Raw genomic sequence first — 15,963 nt, 5'->3', positions numbered from 1 at the left:
GGGCGGCGCCCAGGTGTTGGCCGGGCACCGGGCCGCCGCCCGTCCGTCGGTCAGCCGATGTGGTAGCTGTCGCCGTACACCTTCCAGTCGAGGGGCGGGTTCAGGTCGAGGTTGCCCTTGCGCAGGAAGACGCGCTGTTCGGTGTCGACCCGGCTGGTGTCGCTGTGGGCCTCCTCCTGCTTCATCGCCCACACCCGTGCGTCGAGGAAGGCGTCGAGGTAGCGGGTCTCGTCGCCGCCCTGCGCCGGCGGCTTCGCGGTCCGCAGGGCGCGGCGGCGGATGCTGCTGAAGCTGGTGGAGTCGCCGCCGTCGCCGTGCATGACGATGGCGTCGTAGTAGGCGAACTGGCCGAGGACGCGCAGTCCGTCGGCCTTGCCCTGCCGGACGGCGGGGTTGAAGTAGACGCGGTCGCGTTCGTCGTTCTGCGCCTGCTGGAAGGCGGTGTCCCGGGCGGCCGTGCGCCAGTCGCGCGGGAAGTCCGGGTCCAGGCCGCTGTGCGAGTCGCTGCCGTTCACCCGGCGCAGGGCGGGCAGGTACTTGGCGAGGACGTTGCCGGGCTTGCGGTCGGCGTAGAGCTGGACGAGGTCGAGCATGTCGCCGGTGCCGGAGCAGAAGCCGATGATGCCGGCGGTGTAGCCGCGGCCGTCGCCGATGTCCTCGATGTACTTGTACTGGGCCTTCCAGTCGAGCGAGGAGTTCTCCGCGCTCGACACCAGTTGCATGGCGATCTCCTTCTTGGCGGGGTCGTCGAGGCCCACCGCCGCCACGCGGGGCGCGGCGAGGACCGGCCGGGCGGCCAGGCCGGTGAGGGCGAGGGCTCCCGTCAGGGCCAGCACGGTGCGGCGGGAGGCATGGGGTGTTGTTCCAGGTTCCACGGAGACTCCAAACAGGGGTGGGGGGTGGGGAGTTGGTCCAGGCCTGAATCGTTAGGAAGGTTTCCTACCAGTGGGCGAGCGCAACCGGAAGCCACCCTGTCGAATGTTTGTAGGTTCAGACCAATGACCGATGCGCGACCTCTTCCCTCCTCAGGGGCGCCGTGGCATGCTCACCCGTCAACGCACTTATGAACGCCGTTCACATCCATGGAGAGCATGGGAGATCTGGCTGTCATGGGCATGACTAGACGAGCACTGCTGGGAAGCGCTGTCGCGGTCGCGGCAGGCTCCCGTACCGCCGTCGCGGCGACCCCCGCGACCGCACCGGCCGACGTTCCGCTCCTGTGGCGGGAGTTCGTCCGGGCACCCTTCACCCATCCACAGATCCCGTACGTCGGCCGGGCCGGCTGCCACGGCGGGGCGGCGCGCTTCCCCCGCCGTCCCGTCGTCGCCGACGTCCGCCGCTTCGGTGCCGTGGCGGACGGCTCGGCCGACTCCGCCCCCGCGATCAACCGTGCCATCGCCGCTGCCGGCAGGGCCGGCGGTGGCACGGTCACCATCCCGCCGGGCACGTTCCGGATCGACGACGTGGTCCGCCTGGGCCACTCGAACGTGACGCTCAGGGGCGCCGGCAGCGGCCGTACGACCCTGCTGGCGACGAAGAACCTCACCGAGCTGATCGGCGTGTACGGCTCCCGCTACGGCGGCGACAAGTCGTCGTGGTCGTGGGCGGGCGGCCTGATCTGGCTGGCCCCCGAGGCCCGTTGGAACTCCCTGGTCACCGCGATCAGGGCGAAGCAGTGGCCCTTCGAGGGCTGGACGGGCAACCGGCGCGACGAGTGGCGCGCGCTCACCGCCGTCGCTCCGGCGCGGCGGGGCTCCTGGACGGTGAAGGTCGCCGACGCCTCGGCACTGCGCCCCGGCGCCCTGGTCCTCCTACGGCTCGCCGACGACGCGGACCACACCCTCCTGGAGCACATGTGCGGCGGCGGACCGGGACCGGAGGCATACGTCTGGGACGACAAGACGAAGCTGACGTCGTACGTCCCCTACGAGTGGCCGGTGCGCGTCACCCGCGTCCGGGGCCGCGAGGTCACCCTCGAACGCCCCCTGCCGCTCGACGTACGGCCGGAGTGGAACCCGCACCTGACCACTCACGTACCCGCGTTGACCGGCTCGGGCGTCGAGGGCCTCACCCTGGAGGCGACGGAGACCCCGCAGCAGCCGCATCTGCTGGACAAGGGGTACAACGGCGTCGTCCTGCAGTGCGCGTACGACTGCTGGGTGGACGACGTGACGGTCCGGCACGTCGACAACGGCTTCGGGCTGGTGGCCGCCTCCGCGTGCACCCTGCGCCGGACCCGGGTCGGCGGGCGCGGCTCCCACCACCCGTACTTCTGCCGCGAGGGCTCGCACGACAACCTCGTCGAGAACTTCACGATCGAGGAGCGCACCACGCCCGCTCCGGCGGGCACCCAACTGCACGGGATCAACGTCGAGGGACTGTCGTCGTACAACGTCTGGTCGCGCGGCGACATACGGATGGGCACCTTCGACAGCCACCGCGGACTGCCCTTCGCCGACGTCCGCACGGACATCACCGTGAACAACAACGGCCGCCACGGCGGCGACGCGAGCGCCGGGCCCCTGTTCGGCGCGCGGTTCACCCACTGGAACATCCGGGTCACCAACGGCCGGGCGGGCCTGGTGAAGATCGACGAGCTGGCGCCGTACTCGGCGACCGTCGCCGTCAGCGAGGTCAGGGAGTTCGACCAGATCGACGTCCCCGACTTCACCGGCGACCTGCACACCCGCCTGGAGCTGTACGGCAGCCCGGACGCGGTGCGGCCGTCGAACCTGTACGAGGCCCAGCGCCGGCTCGCCCGCCGGGACGGAGGCGGGCGATGAGCGTACGGTCCCGCCTCTGCGCCCTGCTGGCGACAACCGCCGTAGTCACCATGGGAGTCTCTTCACCGGCCGACGCCCACGCCGCGCCGCCCCGCATCCCCCACACCACCGTCCTGGACGGGACCCGCCTCCAGCAGACGAAGATCCGCCTCCAGCACGGCGACCCGCAACTCCGGCGCGCCGCGAAGGCGTTGACGGTCCGCGCCGACAAGTGGCTGGACCAGGGCCCCTGGACGGTCGTCGACAAGCCGAGGCCCGCGCCCGGCGGCGATGTCCACGACTACCTCTCGCAGGCCCCGTACTGGTGGCCCTCCCGGACCCCAACTGCCGACAACCCGTGGGGCTGCCCGTACGTACAGCGTGACGGCGAGCGCAATCCCGAGGTCGACTCCGGCACCGACCGCCAGGACGTCGAGAAGACCTTCGACTCCTCCTACGACCTGGCCCTCGCCTGGTACTACACGGGCGACAGGCGGTACGCGGAGAAGGCGGGGCAGGTGCTGCGCACGTGGTTCCTCGATCCGGCCACGCGGATGAACCCGAACCTGGACCACGCGCAGTTCATCCCGTGCAAGTACGACGGCCGGGCGATCGGCATCATCGACTTCTCCCAGTCCTACACGAGCGTCCTGGACGCACTCGCCCTCCTGGAGACCGGCGCTCCGGGCTGGACCAGGTCCGACCGCACCGGCATGGCACGGTGGAACACCGACTTCCTCGACTGGCTCGCGGACAGCGAGTTCGGCAAGCAGGAGGCCGCGGCCGCCAACAACCACGGCACCTTCTACGACATGCTGCTCGCCGGTCTCGCGTACGCCACCGGCGACCGGGCCCTGGCCCGCCGAACCGTCCTGGACGCCCGTGGCAAGCGCGTCGCGCCGCAGATCGCGTCCGACGGGAGCCAGCCCCAGGAGCTGTCCCGGACCCGGAGCTGGCACTACTCGACCTTCGACCTGGTGGCCTACACACGGCTCGCGGCCATCGGCCGGCACGTCGGGGTGGACCTGTGGGCCCATCAAGGGCCGGACGGGCAGAGCCTGTTCAAGGCGGTGGACTTCCTGCTGGCCGCCGCGACCGGGTCCGCCGTCTGGCCCTATCCGGAGCTGGAGTTCCTGCGGTACGCGGCGACCGACGTGGTCCATGCGGCCGCCGACGCCGGGGACGCCCGGGCGCGGCGGGCCGTTCCGCTGCTGGAACCGCCGCCGGGCGGTGACCTGTGGGCGCTGCGTCCGGCGGCGGAACAGCTGGACTCCATAGCGGGATAGGTCGTTCAGACGCTGGAGAGGTCGATCGCCCGGTCCACGTCCCGGGGCCGCAGCACTCGAAGGATTCCTTCCAGTAGGTAGTAGTCGGCATAGGGAAGGGAGATCTCGATGCCGTCCTCGGCCGGGCGGTTGCGGGTGCAGCGCGCCACCACCGCCTCCGCCCGCGCCGAGTTCCGCGTCAGGCAGGTCTCGGCGAGCGCGGTGAGCAGCCGTAGCGCCACCTCTCGGTAAGTTTTCCTGCCAGTCGCCGCGGACAGGTCCAGCAGACCGCACGCCATGATCGCGCCGGCGGAGGCGTCCTTGATGTCGTACGGCTGCTGCGGGGCCCGGTAGTCCCACACCGGGACGTGGTCCGGGGTCAGCGCGCCCACCGCGAAGTCGGCGAGCCGGCGGGCGGTGGCGAGGAACTCGGCGTGGCCGGTGCGGCGGTACATGGTGGTGAAGCCGTAGATGCCCCAGGCCTGGCCGCGCGACCAGCAGGAGGTCGGACTGTAGCCCTGCACGGTGTTCGGGCCGATCTCGGCGCCGGTCTCCGGGTCGAAGTCGAAGACGTGCGGGGTCGATCCGTCCGGGCGGGGGAACACGCGCTGCGCGGTTCTCGCGTGGGCCACGGCGATGTCCAGGTACGTCGGGTCACCGGTCTGGCCGCTCGCGAAGGCGAGCAGGTCGAGGTTCATCATCGTGTCGATGATGACGCGGCCCGCGTTCTTCGGATCGCCGAGCGCGCCCCAGGCCCGGATGAAGCGACCGCGCGGGTTGTAGCGCTGAACGAGCGAGTCGGCGGCCTGGACGGCACCGGCCCGCCAGGTGTCGTCGCCGGTCAGGCGCCAAGCCGTGACCCAGGAGGGGGAGAAGAGGAAACCCAGGTCGTGTGTGCCGGTGTCGTACTGGCGGGGAGCCAGCTTCCGCGCCGACGCGAGCGCCGAGGTCTGGAAGGTTTCCTCCCCGCTGTGCAGCCACGCCATCCACAGGGTGCCGGGCCAGAAGCCGCCGACCCAGTCGCCGTTGGTGGAGTAGGTCCACTTCTCGAACTTGGTGCCGACGGGGAAGGCGGTGATGTTCGGGGCGACGGTGCGGAGCTTCTCGACGGCGTAGTCGGCCGCCGCGCGGAGGGTGCGTTCGGTCGAAGTCGGGGTCGGTACCGGAGCTGCGGCGGCGGGCGTCGGTGCGGTGCTCAGCGCGGTCGAAGCAGTCGACGCGGCCGCCGCGGTGAGCACCGTACGCCTGGAAACAGTCATGCCTGTGCCTCCAACTGGTCAGGAAGGAAACGGAGTTGAACGAGCGTGGCACAGGCGTTTCAGTGATGTACACCCACGTGAGCCATGTTCATGTCCATGAATCCGGCTCGGGCAGGAGCGGTCCGTGGTCCCCGATCACCGAGAGGGCCGACGCGGCGGTGAGATGACCGAGTCTCAGCGCCCGTTCGGTGCTCGCGTCCCGCACCAGGCCCGCCAGGAATCCGGCCGCGAAGGCGTCGCCGGCGCCGACCGGTTCGACGACGTCCACGCGCAGGGCCGGAACCGTACGACTGCCCTCGTCGGTGAAGGCGGTCGCCGCGCGCGATCCGTCCTTGACGACCAGGATCCGCGGACCGGGCAGCAGCTTGCGTACGTCCGCGGCGGTCAGGTCGGCTCCCCACAGGCCCTGCGCCTCGTCGAGGCCGACGAAGACGATGTCCGCGCGGTCGGCCAGGTCGTGCAGCACACCGGAAGCGGCGCCCTCGGGCCACAGCGCGGGGCGGTGGTTGACGTCGAAGCTGATCGCGTACGGCCGTTCCGCGGCGGGGGTGGCGAGCGCCCTGGTGACCAGTTCGCGGCAGGTCGGTGAGAGAGCCGGGGTGATGCCCGTGAGGTGGAGCAGCGCGGCGTCGCGGACGGGCGGCCGGTCCAGCAGCTCGGGACCGAGGGCCGAGGCGGCCGAGCCGCTGCGGTAGTAGTGGACCCGGGTGCCGTTCGGACCGGGGTCCTTCAGCAGGAGTCCCGTCGGGCGCCGGGGGTCGAGACGCACGTGGGACACGTCGACGCCGGCCGCTGCGAGGGTGGCCAGGACCCGGCGGCCGAGCGGGTCGTCACCGAGGGCCGAGACCCAGGTCGCGGGGACGCCGTGCTCGACCAGGTACAGCGCCACGTTGGACTCGGCCCCGGCGATCGCCACCCGCAGGTCGTCGGCGTCCTGGAGGGGCCGGGGCGGGTCGGGGGCCAGGGCGGCCATGGTCTCGCCGACGCAGACGACCGGGCCGGGGGCGGGACGCCAGCGGATGCTCACGCGGCGGCTCCGAGGGTTGGCGCGGGCGTGGCTGCGAGTGGCGGCACGCACCGATAGGCAGGCGGGCGGCCGGATGCCGGCCTGGACCAACAGTCAGGCGCCGGCGCACCCGGCGTCTCGTCTCCGACGACGGCCACGCCTCCGGCAGACACGGCCGTCACCGCCGCCCCTCCTGCACCACCGCCCGGAAGCCCCGAGCCCGGTCCCGCAGCGCGTCGAGGCTGCCGCCGTCCGCCGCGTCGCCCACCAGGGGCGAGCCGACGCCCACCGCGATCGCGCCCGCCGCCAGACAGGCGCGGGCCACGCTCTCGTCGACGCCGCCCACCGGCACGAAGGCGGCGTCGGGGAAGGGGCCGCGCAGGGCCTTGACGTACTCCGCTCCCCCGGCCTGCGCGGCCGGGAAGATCTTCAGCGCGGCGACGCCCTGTGCGCGTGCGGCGATGATCTCGGTCGGGGTGAACACGCCGGCGAGGACGGGCAGTCCCAGGTCGTGGGCGGCGCGGACGCCGTCCCCGAGGCCGGGGGTGACCACGAAGTCGGCGCCCGCGCGGTGGGCGTCCCGGGCGTCCTCGGCGGTCAGGACCGTGCCGGCGCCCAGGGGCGCGTCGGGGCCGAGCGCCTTGCGGGCGCGGGCGATCACCGTCAGAGCGTCCGCTCCGGTGAGCGACACCTCGACGAGTCCGACGCCCTCCTCGACCAGGGCCAGCACGGTGTTCAGCGCGCCTTCCGGATCGGCCCCGCGCACGATCGCGACGAGACGGTGGGCCGCCAGGGCAGCTGTGAGATCCACGAGCGGAACTCCTCTTACGGGCTGGTGCGAGGTTCTACGACATCCCTGCCATGGTCGGTGACGGCAGGAGAGCGACGCCCACCGGGGCCCGTAAGAAGCCCCCGGTCAGCCGTTCTTGCGGCCGACCCCCGCGTACACCCAGTACTCGGACGGGTTCTCCGGCACATGGTCGCCCGGGTCGGGCCGCCAGAGCGGGACGTGGACGAGGCCCGGTTCCGTCAGGTCGAAGCCGGTGAAGAGGTCGAGGACCTCGGCGTGGGAGCGCGAGGTGACGGGTGAGGTGGCGCGGGCCTTGTAGAGCCGGCCCACGGCCGCCGCGGTGTCCGGGCGGTCCTGGTTCGTGGCGTGGGAGAGAGCCAGCCAGCCGCCGTCGGGCAGGGCGTCCCGGAAGGCGCCGACGATTCCGGAGGGGTCCTCGTCGGGCGAGACGAAGTGCAGGATCGCCACCATGAGCACGGCGACCGGCTGGTCGAAGTCGATCAGCTTGTGCAGCTGCGGCGCGGCGAGGACCTCGTCCGGGTGCCGGATGTCGGCATCGACGATGTCCGCGTCGGGGTTGTCCGCGAGCAGGGACGCGCTGTGGGCGACCGCCACCGGGTCCTTGTCGACGTAGACCACCCGGGCGCCGGGGCTCGCGGTCTGCGCCACCTCGTGCACATTGCCCTGGGTGGGGATGCCGGAGCCGAGGTCGATGAACTGCCGTACCCCGGCGTCGACCAGGAAGCGCACGGCCCGGCCGAGGAAGGCACGGTTGGCGCGGGCCAGGGTGCGGACCTGGGGGTCGATCGCGGTGAACGCGGCGACCGCCTCGCGGTCGATGGCGAAATTGTGCTGTCCGCCCAGCATCGCGTCGTACATCCGCGCGACACTCGCCTTGTCCGGTTCCGTCCCTGGCGGCCGAGCGGCATTGTCGGTCACGTGAACGTCCCTTCCGCGCAGGGTACTTGACGTCTCATCCTATAGTTACCGTCGACGCGCGGCGATCAGTTGTCCGCACCGCGCGCCCGGACCCCCACCCGGAAAGGCACCACGACCCTGCGGAACGAACCGCACAGGCACTCCGACGACACCCCCCTCGCCCTGCCCGCCCCCCGTCGGTCGGCCTTCTCGCCCGCCGCCGACGCCATCGGCTCGGAGCTGGACCTGGGGCTCACCGGCAGCCATGTCGTGCACGCGCTGACGCCCGGCTTCTGCGACGCGGCCTCCATCTACCTGCTGGAGCGCTGGCGGCGCGAGGAAACCGCGTACGTCACCCCGGACCCGCCTCAGATCGAGGCCCGGCGGCTGGCGATACGGGTGGGCACCGACGCGCCCGAGTCCTGGGAGGGCGTGCTGCCGGTCGGCGAGGTGATCGTCTTCCCGCGCGGCACGCCGTACGCCCGCGCGCTCGCCGACGGGCACACCCAGCTGCTCGACGCGCTCGACGACCACACCACCGAGCGGCTCACCGCCTCCGGCCCCGGCGACACCCGGATCGACGAGATCCTCAAAGCGGCGTCCTTCCTGGTGGTCCCGCTGCGGCTGCGCGGCCAGGCGATCGGCTTCGTAGCCTGCACGCGCGGCCCGGAGCGGGGCCCGTTCGCGACCGCGGAGATGGCGGCCGTCGAGTCGCTCGCCATGCGGGCCGCGATCGCCCTGGACAACGCGCGCCGCTACGAGCGCGAGCGGCGCACCGCCCTGGCCATCCGCAACAGCCTGCAGCCGGGCGCGATCCACGAGTACGAGGGCTGCCTCATCGCCCACGGCTCGCAGCCGGCCGGCGAGGGCACCATCATCGGCGGCGACTGGTTCGACGTGCTGCGCAGGCCCGACGACCGGGTCAGCCTGATCGTCGGCGACGCCATGGGCCACGGCCCGGAGTCGGCGGTCGCGATGATCCAGCTGCGCACCGCGGTCCGCACCCTGGTGGGACTCGACATCCCGGCCGTCGAGCTCGTACGACGGCTCGACGCGCTCGCCAGCGAGACCCCCGGCGCCTCCTTCGCGACCTGCATCTACGCCGAGTGGGACCCTCGGCAGCGCACCTGCACCCTGGTCGGCGCCGGCCATCCTCCCCCGCTGCTGCGCGGCCCGGACGGCCGGACCGCCCCGGTCACCCTGGTCGGCGCGGGCCTCCCGCTCGGCCTCGGCACCGGCGCCTACGAGCCGACGGTCCTGGACGTGCCCGACCCGTCCCTGCTCGTGCTCTACAGCGACGGCCTGGTCGAGTCCCGGGACGCCGACATCGACCAGGAGATCGCCCGCCTCGCCCACTCGCTGGACGCGGCCGCGGACGACGTCGTCGGTGAACTGGACCCGCTGCCGGCCCTGTGCCGCCGGCTGCTGCACGCCCCCTCCGACACGTCCGGCGCGGACGACCGCACCCTGCTGCTCGCCGAACTCACGCCCGCCAAAGGCTGATCGCGGGCTCAGGCCCGGAGGTTGGCCCATACGGCGTTCCCCCCGGTGAGCCGGGAGCGGTCCACACCCCAGGTGTCCGCGAGCTGCCGCACCAGAAAGAGTCCCCGCCCGCCCTCGTCTTCCGGGCCCGCCTCGCAGCGGGGCAGCTCGCGGCCCGAGAGGTCGTGGTCGTGCACCTCAAGCCTGAGGCACCCGTCGCCGACGAGGCCGATTCCGCACAGGATCCGCACACTCAGCGTGTGACACACGGCGTTGGTGGCCAGTTCCGACAGCAGCAGCACCGCGTCCGAGCACAGGTCGCCGGGCAGGCTCCAGGCCTTGAGTCTGGCGCCGATGTTCCGCCGGGCGACCCCCACGCTCGACCGCTGCGCCGGCAGCTCTATCCAGTGCGTGCGCAGCGGGTCCGCGGCGTCTGTCAGCTGGGGGGACGAAGTCGTGTGGGGGGACACGGTGTTGGCCTTCCGTGGGGGCGGGCGCAGCCGGCGGGAGAACGCCTTGAAGGTCTTGGTACGCCAACACTCCCGGGGGTAGCGGTGGTTGGCGACACCGCGCCCGCGTTCGGCGGGCACGGTCACACAAGTAACTATGCTCGCACCCAAGTTCAACGTGCAACCAGCTACCTGATAATTTCAGCAGGCCGGTATCCGCCTGGCAACGGCCCCAAGTCGCTGCCAGACTCGAACAGGTGACTGTCCTTCAGGAGGTACGGGCGTGAGTGAAGGCCGTTCGGGCGCGAGCAGCACCACCACCGCCCCCACTGTGCTGCGCATGATCCTCGGCCGGCGGCTCCAGGAGCGCCGGCAGCAGGCGGGTGCCTCGCTGGAGGACGCGGCGCGGGCCCTCAGGGTCAAGTCCCTGACGATCCGCCGCCTGGAGAAGGCGGAGGTCGCCCTCAAGCCGCTCTACGTGGAGAAGCTCCTCGAGACCTACGGGGCCGACCGGCAGGAGATCGAGGAGTTCGTGGCGCTGGCCGAGCGCGCCAACGAGCCGGGCTGGTGGTACGCCTACCGCGATGTGCTGCCGGGCTGGTTCAGCGCCTACGTGAGCCTGGAGACCGGCGCCCGCACCCTGCGCACCTATGAACCCCACTACGTCACCGGCCTGTTGCAGACCCCGCGCTACGCGCGCGCCGTGCTCTCCGGCGGCGCTCCCGTAGGGCACGACGAGGAGCTGGACCGACGGGTGGGCCTGAGACTGCGCCGCCAGGCCCTGCTGGAGAGACCCGACGCACCCACGCTGTGGGTGGTGATGGAGGAGGCGGTCCTGCACCGGGTGGTCGGCGGCGCCGAGGTGATGCGCGAGCAGATCGACCGGATCCTGGAGGTCTCCGAGCTGGAACACGTCAGTGTCGACGTCGTGCCGTTCACTGCGGGAGCCCACGTCGGTGTGTGCGCTCCGTTCACCTATTTCCGGTTCGAGGAGCCGGAGTTGCCCGACATCGTCTACACGGAGATCCTCTCCGGCGCGATGTACCTGGACCAGCGCTCCGACGTGGCGGCGCATCTCGAGGCGCACAGCCGTATGTCGCTGCTCACCTCGGACGCGGACAGCCGGGCACTCCTGAACCGCATGCGCAAGGAGTACTCATGACCACTCTCGACGACCACATGTGCGACGCGATACCGGCCGTCTACAACGGCATGCCCGCCGCGGACCTGGGCGAGCACGGCTGGGAGTCACCGTGGAGCGGCCCCAACGGCGGTCAGTGCGTGCAGACGAAGCGGCTCGCCGACGGCCGGGTGGCCCTGAGGCAGTCCACCGATCCCGCGGGCCCCGCGCTGATCTACACCCCGCAGGAGATCGCCGCGTTCGTCGCGGGGGTCAAGCGGGGGCTGGCCGACCACCTGGCGGCCGGCTGAACCCGAACCCGAGCGGGAAGGATCCGGACCGGCCCCGGTAGCGACCTGCCCGACACCCCCACGCACACCTTTGAAAGGGACAGGATGACCAACTCGCCCGCCGCGCGGGACATCGACACCAGCCGGCCCCACTCCGCCCGCATGTACGACTTCTACCTCGGCGGCAAGGATCACTTCGAGGTCGACAAGCAGGCCGCGGAGATGGTCGCGGGGATCTTCCCCGGCATCTTCACGTGCGCCCGCGAGGTCCGCTCCTTCATGCACCGCGCCACCCGGGTGCTGGCCCAGGAGTACGGCATCCGCCAGTGGCTGGACATCGGCACGGGCATCCCCACCGAGCCGAACCTGCACCAGGTGGCGCAGTCCGTCGCGCCCGAGGCGCGGGTGGTCTACGCCGACAACGACCCGCTGGTCCTGAAGTACGCCGAGCGCCTGATGCGCAACACGCCCCAGGGGCGCACGGCGTACATCCAGGCGGACTTCACGGACCCGGAGGCGATCCTCGGCTCCCCCGAGCTGGCCGGGACGCTCGACCTGAACCGGCCGGTGGCGCTGTCCCTCAACGCCCTCCTGCACTTCATCCCGGACGACTGGGACCCGTACGGCATCGTGAACCGCCTGCTGGACGCCCTGCCCTCGGGCAGCGCCCTGGCGATCAGCCACTGCACGGGGGACTACGCCCCGGAGATGTGGGCGAAGCTCGTGGGCATCTACGAGGCCGCCGGCACCCGGGCCCAGGTCCGCAGCCAGCAGGAGGTGGCCCGCTTCTTCGAGGGCCTCGACCTCCTCGACCCGCGGGTCACCCTCACCCACCGCTGGCGCCCGGACGAGCCGCAGGGCACGGGTCCGGAGCTGACGGACGCGGAGGTCAGCGCGTACGGCGCGGTGGGCATCAAGCCGTAGCGAACCGACGGTGGGCCGTGCCCGCGCATGGCCCACCCCGTACGGCCAAGGGCTCATGGCAAGATCCACCGCCATGAGCAACGAACACGGGGAGCGGCCCGTCGCCCTGGTCACCGGGTCCACATCGGGGATCGGGGAGGCCGTCGCACGGCGGCTCGCGGCGGACGGCATGCGAGTCGTCGTCCACTCACGGAGCAGCGCGGAGGCCGGGGAAGCGCTGGCGGCCGAGCTGGGCGGGTCGTACGTACGAGCCGATCTCGCGGTGGAGGACGAAGCCCGGGGGCTCGTCGAGGCGGCACTCGGACACTACGGACAGCTGGACGTGCTGGTGAACAACGCGGGGATCAGCTGGCCGATCCCGCACGCGGACCTCGCCGCGGCCACTCCGGCGGACTGGCGGCGGCTGCTGGAGGTCAACCTGATCGCGCCCTGGGTGCTGTGCACGGAGGCGCTCCCCGCGCTGCGCCGCTCCCCCGGCGGCGGCAGCATCGTGAACGTCACCAGCCATGCCGGGGTGCGTCCCAAGGGCTCCTCGGTGCCGTACGCGGCGAGCAAGGCCGCGCTCAACCACGTGACCCGGCTGCTCGCGGCCGCGCTCGGTCCCGAAGTGCGGGTGAACGCGGTGGCGCCTGGCCTGGTCGACACCCCGATGACGAAGGACTGGACGCAGGCGCACGAGCTGTGGCGCGACCGCGCGCCCATGCACCGCCCGGCCCGGCCAAGCGATGTGGCCGACCTGGTGGCGTCGGTGATCGCCAGCAGCTACCTCACCGGCGAGGTGATCGTCCTGGACGGCGGGCTCAATCTCACCTGAGACTCAGCCCGTCACGTCCGTCAGCATCCGCCACCCCGGCGCGTAGTTCCCGTGCAGCACCAGGGAGGCCGCCCCGACCGCGCCCACCGTCTCGCCGATCACGCTCTGCTCGACCGTGACCGCGCGGATCACGCGGGCGACGGAGGTGCGGTTGACGGCGGTCTCTATCTCCTCCCGGACGATCGGCTCGATGCCCCGCAGCGCCTCGCCGCCCAGCACGATCCGGCTGACGTCGAGGAGGCTCGCCGCGCTCCGGGCCGCTTCCCCGATGCGGCGCGCGGCACGTCGTACGACATCGCACGCCTCGGCATCGCCCGCGCGAGCGGCTCGGCGCAGGACCTTCCAGTCGTGGTGCACGGCGTCGGACGTACCGGTGAGGCCGATCCGGTCGGCGGCCTCGCGGCCGTACAGCCGCAGCAGGTCGTCGATGATCGCGGCCGGGGTGACGTACGGCCCGAGACAGTCCGTCGCGCCGCAGTGGCAGACCCGGTCGCCGGGCTCGACCGCCATGTGGCCGAACTCGCCCGCGTTGCCCGAATCGCCGTGCAGCACGGTGTTGTTGAGGACGATCCCGGCGCCGATGCCGGTGCCGAGGTAGATGAACAGGAAGCTGCCCGCGCGGTCGGCGCCGCCGATCCAGCGCTCGCCTATCGCGGCGGCCGTGGCGTCGTTGTCGAGGGCGACCGGCAGGCCGGTGGCCTCGGCGAACATGTCGGCGAGCGGGACCCGGCCCCAGCCCGGGAAGTTCGGCGGGGAGACCACCGCTCCGGTGGTGCCGTCGAGGGGGCCGGGGGCGGCGATGCCGAGGCCCAGCAGCCGGCCGCGGTCGACGGCGCTGCGGTCCAGGAGCCGCGCGGTGGTGCGTGCGACCCGGTCCACGACATCGGCCGGGTCTCCCGGGTCGGTCAGCCGCAGCCGCCGGCTGCCGATCACCTCGCCCGCCAGGTCGGCCACCACGATCACCGCGGCGTCGGGGTCGAGGTGGACGCCGACCGCGCACGCCCCGTCGGCCCGCAGGGTCAGCAGGGTCCGGCGCTTGCCGCCGCTGGAGGGGGCCTGGCCGGATTCGGCCACCAGTCCGGCGTCGAGGAGCTTGCGCACGACGTTGGAGACGGTCTGGTTGGTCAGCCCGGTCAGCGTGGCCAGCTCGACCCGGCTGACCTGGCCCGTCGTGCGGATGGCGTCCAGGACGACGGCCTGGTTGTAGCCACCGACCCTGGGCAGGTTCGTCCCGCTGAGCGTCGTCACCTGTCGGTCACCTGAACCCCTCACGTCCGCACCACTCCCCCACTCCGAGAGCAAAAGTTTACATACTGGAAGCATTGACTTCATCCATCAAATGGATTTAGCTGACGCCCACCAAAACCGGCCATCGGGCCGGTCGGCGCAGGGCGGCGCCGAGCAGGGGGCCGCCCTCGGGACCGGCCCCCGGCCTCCAGAAAATCTCGCGGCTCTCCCTAAGGTTTCGCGTCCCGGAGGAACCACTGTGCGCGCCAGACTCATCACCGCCGCGGCTCTCACCGCCGCCACCGCACTGACACTCACCGCCTGCGGCTCGGGCTCGTCAGGCAGCTCCAGCAAGTCGATCAAGGTCGTCTACTGGCAGAACCTCGACAGCACCAACAAGCTCCAGGCCAACTTCCTCGCCTCGATGGTGAAGGAGTTCACCAAGGCCAATCCCGGTACCAAGGTGAACCTGGTCCCCGTGGTCGCCTCCGAGAACGACTACTACACCAAGCTCCAGCTGATGATGCGCTCCCCCGCGACCGCGCCCGACCTGGTCTACGAGGACACCGCGCTGATCAACTCCGACATCGCCGGCGGCTACCTCAAGCCCCTGGACGCCTACACATCGAAGTGGGCCGACTGGTCACAGTACGCGAAGGCCGCCAAGGGCGCGGTGACCGGTGCCTCCGACGGCAAGATCTACGCCGTTCCGGACGACACCGACACCCGCGGTATCTGGTACAACAAGCAGCTTCTCCAGAAGGCCGGGATCGCGGTGCCCTGGCAGCCGAAGACCTGGGCCGACGTGATCAGCGCGGCCAGGAAGATAAAGGCGAAGCTGCCCGACGTCACCCCGCTGAACCTGTACACCGGGCAGGCGGGCGGCGAGGCCTCCTCGATGCAGGGCTTCGAGATGCTCCTGTACGGCACCCCGGCCGGTGACAAGTCGCTCTACGACGCCTCGCAGAAGAAGTGGGTGGTGGGCAGCCAGGGCTTCAAGGACTCGCTGGACTTCGTCCACACCGTCTACAGCCAGGGGCTCGGCCCGTCCAAGGAGCAGGCGCTGGGTGCCAACTTCGGGACCACGGTGGGCACCGAGCTGCTGCCCGAGGGCAAGCTGGCGATCGACATCGACGGCTCCTGGATGCCGAACAACTGGAACTCCGCGGCCGCAAAGCCCTGGACCGAGTGGCAGTCCGTGATGGGCTACGCGGCGATGCCGACGCAGAACGGTCAGGCACCCGGCCGCACCAGCATGTCGGGCGGCTGGGCCTGGTCGATCCCGGCGAAGGCCAAGAACGCCGACCTGGCCTGGAAGTTCCTGTCGACGACGCTCCAGACGAAGACCAACGCGGCCAAGTGGAACGCGACGAACGCCAACATCGCGGTGCGTACGGACGTCGCCTCGGACCCGACCTACCTGAACTCGGTGCCGTCCAACAAGTTCTTCACCGAGCTGGTCGCCGACACCCACTACCGGCCCGGGCTGCCCGCGTACAACCAGGTCTCGACCGCGATCCAGAAGGCCATGGAGTCGGTGACGACCGGTCAGGCCTCCGTGGAGGCAAGCACACCGACCCGCGGTTCGCGTCCTGGTGGGAGGACAACTCCAAGGAGGCGTACTCCACCGGCCTCGCGAACGCCGCCGCCGCGTTCG

At 71.6% G+C, this 15,963-nt stretch carries 15 protein-coding genes; 8 read left to right on the top strand and 7 right to left on the bottom strand.

Going from position 1 to position 15,963, the window contains the following annotated elements:
• Nucleotides 1-50: 50 nt before the first annotated feature.
• A complete protein-coding gene (locus ABZ896_RS31930) occupies nucleotides 51-890 on the bottom strand; it encodes a chitosanase (protein WP_360936719.1) in 840 nt (279 codons plus the stop codon).
• Between the two features lie 219 nt (nucleotides 891-1,109).
• On the opposite strand from ABZ896_RS31930, the gene ABZ896_RS31925 reads away from it, so the two are divergent.
• On the top strand, nucleotides 1,110-2,783 hold the full coding sequence (locus ABZ896_RS31925) for a glycosyl hydrolase family 28-related protein (RefSeq protein ID WP_360936717.1): 1,674 nt from the start codon (nucleotides 1,110-1,112) through the stop codon (nucleotides 2,781-2,783).
• Nucleotides 2,780-4,048, top strand: coding sequence for an alginate lyase family protein (locus tag ABZ896_RS31920; protein ID WP_360936683.1), 1,269 nt, complete (start codon nucleotides 2,780-2,782; stop codon nucleotides 4,046-4,048). Before ABZ896_RS31925 ends, ABZ896_RS31920 begins: the two co-directional genes overlap by 4 nt.
• A 5-nt stretch (nucleotides 4,049-4,053) precedes the next feature.
• Here ABZ896_RS31920 and ABZ896_RS31915 read toward each other — a convergent pair whose 3' ends face one another.
• The 4 genes from ABZ896_RS31915 to ABZ896_RS31900 all read right to left on the bottom strand — a co-directional run bounded on the left by ABZ896_RS31915 (nucleotide 4,054) and on the right by ABZ896_RS31900 (nucleotide 8,021).
• Nucleotides 4,054-5,286: a glycoside hydrolase family 88 protein gene (locus ABZ896_RS31915; RefSeq protein WP_360936681.1), complete on the bottom strand. Its 1,233-nt coding sequence runs from the start codon at nucleotides 5,284-5,286 to the stop codon at nucleotides 4,054-4,056.
• A gap of 88 nt (nucleotides 5,287-5,374) precedes the next feature.
• On the bottom strand, nucleotides 5,375-6,313 hold the full coding sequence (locus tag ABZ896_RS31910; RefSeq protein ID WP_360936679.1) for a sugar kinase: 939 nt from the start codon (nucleotides 6,311-6,313) through the stop codon (nucleotides 5,375-5,377).
• 157 nt (nucleotides 6,314-6,470) lie between these two features.
• On the bottom strand, nucleotides 6,471-7,103 hold the full coding sequence (locus ABZ896_RS31905; RefSeq protein ID WP_360936677.1) for a bifunctional 4-hydroxy-2-oxoglutarate aldolase/2-dehydro-3-deoxy-phosphogluconate aldolase: 633 nt from the start codon (nucleotides 7,101-7,103) through the stop codon (nucleotides 6,471-6,473).
• Between the two features lie 105 nt (nucleotides 7,104-7,208).
• Complete coding sequence (locus ABZ896_RS31900) at nucleotides 7,209-8,021, bottom strand: SAM-dependent methyltransferase (RefSeq protein ID WP_360936675.1); 813 nt, start codon at nucleotides 8,019-8,021, stop codon at nucleotides 7,209-7,211.
• Nucleotides 8,022-8,090: 69 nt separating this feature from the next.
• On the opposite strand from ABZ896_RS31900, the gene ABZ896_RS31895 reads away from it, so the two are divergent.
• Nucleotides 8,091-9,503: a SpoIIE family protein phosphatase gene (locus tag ABZ896_RS31895; RefSeq protein WP_360936673.1), complete on the top strand. Its 1,413-nt coding sequence runs from the start codon at nucleotides 8,091-8,093 to the stop codon at nucleotides 9,501-9,503.
• 8 nt (nucleotides 9,504-9,511) lie between these two features.
• Here the strand turns inward: ABZ896_RS31895 and ABZ896_RS31890 are convergent, their stop codons facing one another.
• Complete coding sequence (locus tag ABZ896_RS31890; RefSeq protein ID WP_360936715.1) at nucleotides 9,512-9,952, bottom strand: ATP-binding protein; 441 nt, start codon at nucleotides 9,950-9,952, stop codon at nucleotides 9,512-9,514.
• A 262-nt stretch (nucleotides 9,953-10,214) separates the two neighbouring features.
• Between ABZ896_RS31890 and ABZ896_RS31885 the strand changes: the two genes are divergently transcribed.
• From ABZ896_RS31885 to ABZ896_RS31870, 4 genes are all read left to right on the top strand, one after another.
• Entirely contained in the window at nucleotides 10,215-11,093 is an 879-nt protein-coding gene (locus ABZ896_RS31885) for a helix-turn-helix transcriptional regulator (protein WP_360936671.1), read from the top strand.
• The gene (locus tag ABZ896_RS31880) at nucleotides 11,090-11,362 is read left to right on the top strand and encodes a DUF397 domain-containing protein (protein WP_360936669.1); all 273 of its coding nucleotides are present in this window, start codon (nucleotides 11,090-11,092) and stop codon (nucleotides 11,360-11,362) included. The genes ABZ896_RS31885 and ABZ896_RS31880 overlap by 4 nt, the downstream gene beginning before the upstream one ends.
• A gap of 84 nt (nucleotides 11,363-11,446) precedes the next feature.
• Complete coding sequence (locus ABZ896_RS31875) at nucleotides 11,447-12,265, top strand: SAM-dependent methyltransferase (protein ID WP_360936667.1); 819 nt, start codon at nucleotides 11,447-11,449, stop codon at nucleotides 12,263-12,265.
• Between the two features lie 73 nt (nucleotides 12,266-12,338).
• A complete protein-coding gene (locus ABZ896_RS31870) occupies nucleotides 12,339-13,079 on the top strand; it encodes an SDR family oxidoreductase (protein ID WP_360936665.1) in 741 nt (246 codons plus the stop codon).
• Between the two features lie 3 nt (nucleotides 13,080-13,082).
• Here ABZ896_RS31870 and ABZ896_RS31865 read toward each other — a convergent pair whose 3' ends face one another.
• Nucleotides 13,083-14,327, bottom strand: coding sequence for an ROK family transcriptional regulator (locus tag ABZ896_RS31865; RefSeq protein WP_360936663.1), 1,245 nt, complete (start codon nucleotides 14,325-14,327; stop codon nucleotides 13,083-13,085).
• Between the two features lie 238 nt (nucleotides 14,328-14,565).
• Between ABZ896_RS31865 and ABZ896_RS31860 the strand changes: the two genes are divergently transcribed.
• Nucleotides 14,566-15,963, top strand: a 1,398-nt coding sequence (locus tag ABZ896_RS31860) for an extracellular solute-binding protein (protein WP_360936661.1), incomplete at its 3' end; no start/stop codon positions are given.

Origin of the sequence: Streptomyces sp. NPDC047072, assembly GCF_040643855.1 — a bacterium.
In the GTDB taxonomy this organism is placed as follows: Bacteria; Actinomycetota; Actinomycetes; order Streptomycetales; family Streptomycetaceae; genus Streptomyces.
Note: the sequence above shows the minus strand (reverse complement) of the source record. Positions and strands in the feature narration are given on the sequence as shown.